The organism is Nostoc cf. edaphicum LEGE 07299, assembly GCF_015207245.1.
In the GTDB taxonomy this organism is placed as follows: Bacteria; Cyanobacteriota; Cyanobacteriia; order Cyanobacteriales; family Nostocaceae; genus Nostoc; species Nostoc edaphicum_B.
The window spans coordinates 1-4,690 of the sequence record NZ_JADEXF010000410.1; the positions used below are offsets into that span (position 1 = coordinate 1).

The 4,690-nt window shown below is 40.1% G+C and carries 3 protein-coding genes; 2 read left to right on the plus strand and 1 reads right to left on the minus strand.

Features of this window, described 5'->3' with window-relative positions:
- Positions 1–1,631, plus strand: a 1,631-nt coding sequence (locus IQ229_RS13660) for an alpha/beta hydrolase (RefSeq protein ID WP_194044521.1), incomplete at its 5' end; no start/stop codon positions are given.
- Positions 1,632–1,891: 260 nt separating this feature from the next.
- Here the strand turns inward: IQ229_RS13660 and IQ229_RS13665 are convergent.
- Positions 1,892–3,256, minus strand: a complete 1,365-nt coding sequence (locus IQ229_RS13665; RefSeq protein ID WP_409339930.1) for an HlyD family efflux transporter periplasmic adaptor subunit — start codon at positions 3,254–3,256, stop codon at positions 1,892–1,894.
- A 975-nt stretch (positions 3,257–4,231) separates the two neighbouring features.
- On the opposite strand from IQ229_RS13665, the gene IQ229_RS13670 reads away from it, so the two are divergent.
- Positions 4,232–4,453, plus strand: a complete 222-nt coding sequence (locus IQ229_RS13670; protein ID WP_194044525.1) for a hypothetical protein — start codon at positions 4,232–4,234, stop codon at positions 4,451–4,453.
- The last annotated feature ends 237 nt before the right edge of the window (positions 4,454–4,690 follow it).

The following is a 4,690-nucleotide window of genomic DNA, read 5'->3' on the forward strand; positions in this document are numbered from 1 at the left end:
GCTTTTATTATCCTCCCTTCGGCGAATTTTCCTTATCGGTGGACTCGCTGGAAACCTTTGCTAAAGAGGGCAAAATCGATCAAGATTTGTCATTTTATGCTAGCCGTGTGACTCCTGAACAACTCGCTCAACTGCGGGATCTACTCCAGCAGCGCTTTAATCTCACTCCTACACTAGTATCTCAAGTTACTTACTCACCGATAGGCGAGCAGTTGGTGCAACAACTGGGAAAATTACTTCTCACTGAGTCTCGAAATAATGGCTTCTATGCCATACGTGCCTCTTTAATTTTGTCTGCTGCCGATCAAAAAGAGGGGTTAACGGTTGTGAATTTACTGCGGAAATTTCCTAGCGATACTATACGGGTAAATTTCACAGAGGGATTAAGGATAGTCGATGACTTGTCGCAATTGATTAAAAGAAAAGATGAAGTTTTTGCCTCTCTGCAAAAAGAAGCGATCGCTCAAGCAGCCACTTCCAATATTGATTTCTCCCAAAAACCAGATTTGCGATCGCCAGGAAAATTCACCTGGCAGAAAAAAAGCCTGGAGTTAAATGACATTTCTCGCTCGCGCCGTCTACCTGTAGATATTTATTTGCCAGAAGCAGGTTCACAAAAACCTGGAGACTTACTCTCCCCTCCCTTTCCCCTGATTGTAATTTCTCACGGACTGGCTTCAGATCGCTCTACCTTTGTCTACCTGGCTGAACATCTAGCATCATACGGTTTTGCTGTTGCTGTACTGGAACATCCTGGTAGTAATGCCGAACGCTTTCAACAATATTTTGCGGGTTTGGCAGCGCCGCCAGATGCAGCAGAATTTATCAACCGACCTTTGGATATCAAATATCTACTCAATGAACTCCAACGTTTAGATAAATCCGATCCCACTCTTCAGGGAAAACTCAATTTTCAGCAAGTTGGGGCGATCGGCCAGTCTTTTGGTGGTTATACTGTTTTGACTTTAGCAGGAGCCAATATTAACTTTGAGCAACTGAGGCAAGATTGTAATCCCGATAATTCATCCTTTAATTTGTCGGTGTTTTTGCAGTGTCAAGCAAACGAGTTACCTCCAAAGAATTACGAACTCAAAGACGATCGCATCAAAGCCGTCATTGCGATTAATCCTATTAATAGCTCAGTTTTGGGTCAGGGGGAAGTCAGTCAAATTAAAACTCCCGTCATGTTGGTAACAGGTAGTCAAGATATTTTCGCCCCACCCGTATTTGAGCAAATTCGCCCCTTTACCTGGCTTTCTAACTCCAATAAGTATCTAGTTTTGATCGAAAATGCCACCCACTTTTCAGCGATCGCTGAACCTACTCCTGAAAACGATGTCTTACCTGTACCACCTGCCTTACTGGGCCCCGATCGTGCTGCTGTTTATTCCTATCTCAACGCCCTCAGCGTCGCTTTTTTAGAAACCCATCTCCTCAACCGCCCTGAATATCGTTCTTATTTGCAGCCTTCCTACGCCACATTTATCAGCAAAGAGCCGCTTAATCTCAGTATTTTACAGTCGTTGTCAGTAGCTCAGTTCGATCGAGTTTGGAGTGGGTCAACTCCTCAGTCTAGCAAACCATCAAATCCTCAACCTACTTCTACCCCTTATCAACCTTTGAGGCAATGAAACAGCCCTGTTGCTTTTGCAGGGGGGTTGGAGAGATTAAAAGCCCTGACCCTAAATCCCTCTCCCAAAGGCTACGGTGTACACACATCTCTATGCTAAGTGCAAAATGTGGTTTGATCCCCCTAAATCCCCCTTCAAAAGGGGGACTTTGATTCTAGTTCCCCCTTTTTTAAGGGAGGTTAGGGGGGATCAGAACCGTGCAAGAGGTCTAATGCGTAAATCCTGAGTGCTTCTCAATGGCGTGGAATACAAGAAAAAGCCTACAAATCTGTTAGTAGTCTTGCTTTCCTCAGAATAAATGTCATTACGGTTTCTTTTTTGGAAATGATATCAGCTGTAACTTCCATCCCTGATTGAATGGGATAGGATTTATCGCCTCTTTTTAAATAAGGTCTTTCTACCTCAATTGTCACCTCATAATAAGGCGCAATTGGATTACCGTTAACTTGAGATGTAATAGCGTCGGCGGTTATGGCTCTAACAGCTCCTTTGAGGATGCCGTAATCTGGGTATGGATAGGCAGAAAGCCGCATTTGTACTTCCCCTTCTGAACATTTTGTTACTTGTACGACTTTACACACCTGTACTTTGCTAATATCAGAAGCCGCAACACGGGCTTTGATGACGAGAGGGCCTTTACTAGGAGCAATTTGAGCGATCGCATCCCCAATCCGTACAACTTGCCCAGGATTTCTTAATTCTAGTTTCAGGATAGTACCTGCCTCTGAAGCCTGAATTACAGTTTTTTGCAGTTCTGTTGAGAGTTGTTTTAGCTCTTCTTGAGCGGTGCTGATTTGATTTTGAATTTCTACTTGACGCCCAATAAGTTCTTGTCTTTCTTTGTTCAATGTAGCTAGGGTAGACTCACCCTTTGCTTGTTCTTGAGGAATCTTCTCTTGGGCGATCTCCACATTTGCGCTACTGGGATTGAGTCCGGTTTTGATCCGTTCTAATCTGGCAAGTGCAGCCTTGAAAGCTTGTTCTTTTTCCTTAATCTGTAAAGCTGCGATCGCTCCAGTATTTGCTAGCTGCTGGTATCGCTTCAGTTCCTCTCTCGCTAACTCCACAGAGGCTTCTACTTCTTCCACTTCTGCCTGAGTCGTAATTTGCTTGTCTTTATAATCCCGTTGATTACGACTCAGATCGGCTTGTGCAGAGATAATCGCCCGCCGCATTGAGTTGGATTCGGCTGTGATTTGATTCTGTAGCGCTCTTAGTTGTGCATCGATTTGGGTTCTTTGTAAATGATTCTGCCGGATATTTCCAGCAATTTGGCTTTTTTTACTTTGTAATTGGGTGTCGTAGAGCAGTGCAATCTCATCTCCCCTTTTTACAACTTGATTTTCTTTTACCCTAATGCTTCTAACTGTTCCCTCTACTGCTGCTTGCACTAACCGTATTTCTCCCGTGGGACGGACAGTACCATCTGCTTTGACTACTATATTGTATTGAATGACACTTGCAAGACCGAAGGCAGCGCCAACACTTCCAATTAAAAATATCCCTCCCAGCCATGTCCAACTGCTAATTGGAGGCAGATATTCGTCGCTTTCAACTGGGTGGAGAAAGTCCGGTTGGGGGTCAATTAGCATATAGGTTAAAAAATATTTTGGTTGTGCAAACAATCTAGCAAATAGCTAGCTAATGTAAGAAGGTAATCGTTATGAACTTCGTACACTACTTAATTATGAAAATGCCGAACGGGATTCATCTATCTATAGATATAAATATTTATTGAACAAACATTTTAAAGTTAGCAGCCTCTTTTCTTACTCTTAAGGTGCAGTATTATTGGCCTCTCCCTTTGTGAGAAAAGGAAGTGACGGTTTTAGGGCTGTTCCCCATTAGAAGAGCTAAAAAGTGAACCATAGCCTAAGTCTAAATAACAATTAGCGCCTTTTAGTAAAAATACTAAATCTTTATAATTTTTTCTAAAGCTTTACCCTTTCTTTATTTAATTGCAAAAAATTCTTATTATAGAGAAAGAACTTTTCTTTTATCTTCTAATTAATAAGTAGTTCAGCTAGTTTAAAAGCGTCGTTATTACAGTATCTTATAGGTTTTAAATAGTCTAATGTATAAGTAAAATGAAAACAATTTTTGCTTATGTGATAATACGTAAACCTCAAAAATCAAGTTAAGTTTCTGGAGTTCTCTAAATTTGCTTTTTCATGATCTATATAACAGAATACTATTTTAAATTATTTTATACTTTTTTTTTAAGTAATTGTACCCTCGTGAACAATACTAGTAGCAATTTATTTTGCTTTATTAGTATAGATTTGACAGGATTAGTTAGCAAGTACTGGTATACGTATATATTTCTGACATGAAATTAGAGCCAGAAGATTTATCTGTTTCAAGAGAATAAAATTTATAGTTTTTCCAGAGAACAGTGAAAACAGTATAAATACTAGCTAAGTGATATATTTGCTTAGAACTTGTAATACATATTTCTTAAGCAAATAGCTGTTTTATTACACTAGTTTCACACATATAATTTCCTTAACAACACAAAAACATTCATAAATGCGCTGTTTGCATTGATGAATTTAGTGTGATGTTATCTAAATACCAACAATCAAGTGAGAACTAAAAATATGCAAAGCACACTCTTTACTGAACTCACCGCTAGCGAAGAAGCCAGCCTATCAGGTGGCGGCCGTCAAGGTCGTGGTGTTCGTCGTGTTCATCGTAGTAGTGTTCGTGGTAGTAGTGGTAGTAGTGTTGGTGGTGGTGGTAGTAGTGTTGGTGGTGGTGGTGATGATGTTGATGTTGATATTGACATCGACATCGACATCGACATCGACATCGACAATTAAGTAATAAACCTACTTTTTAAGTAAATTTAGGAAAGCACGAAAACTATGAGGTTTAGTAGAAGAAAGATAATAAACGTAAAGGTACGATTAATCGCGTCTTTACCTGGATAAAATGTCACATAGAAAGCAATTTTTCCTGTTGACGCAGGTTAAGTTACTTTTGTATGTGGCTTAATTGCTAATCGATTTAAATAGTAGCAGCGATTAGCAGTTTATTATCTCGATTAACTATCTTAA

Bases quoted from the DNA above. Each gene is read 5' to 3' on its own strand.
- IQ229_RS13670 (WP_194044525.1), top strand. From the start codon at position 4,232: ATGCAAAGCACACTCTTTACTGAACTCACCGCTAGCGAAGAAGCCAGC.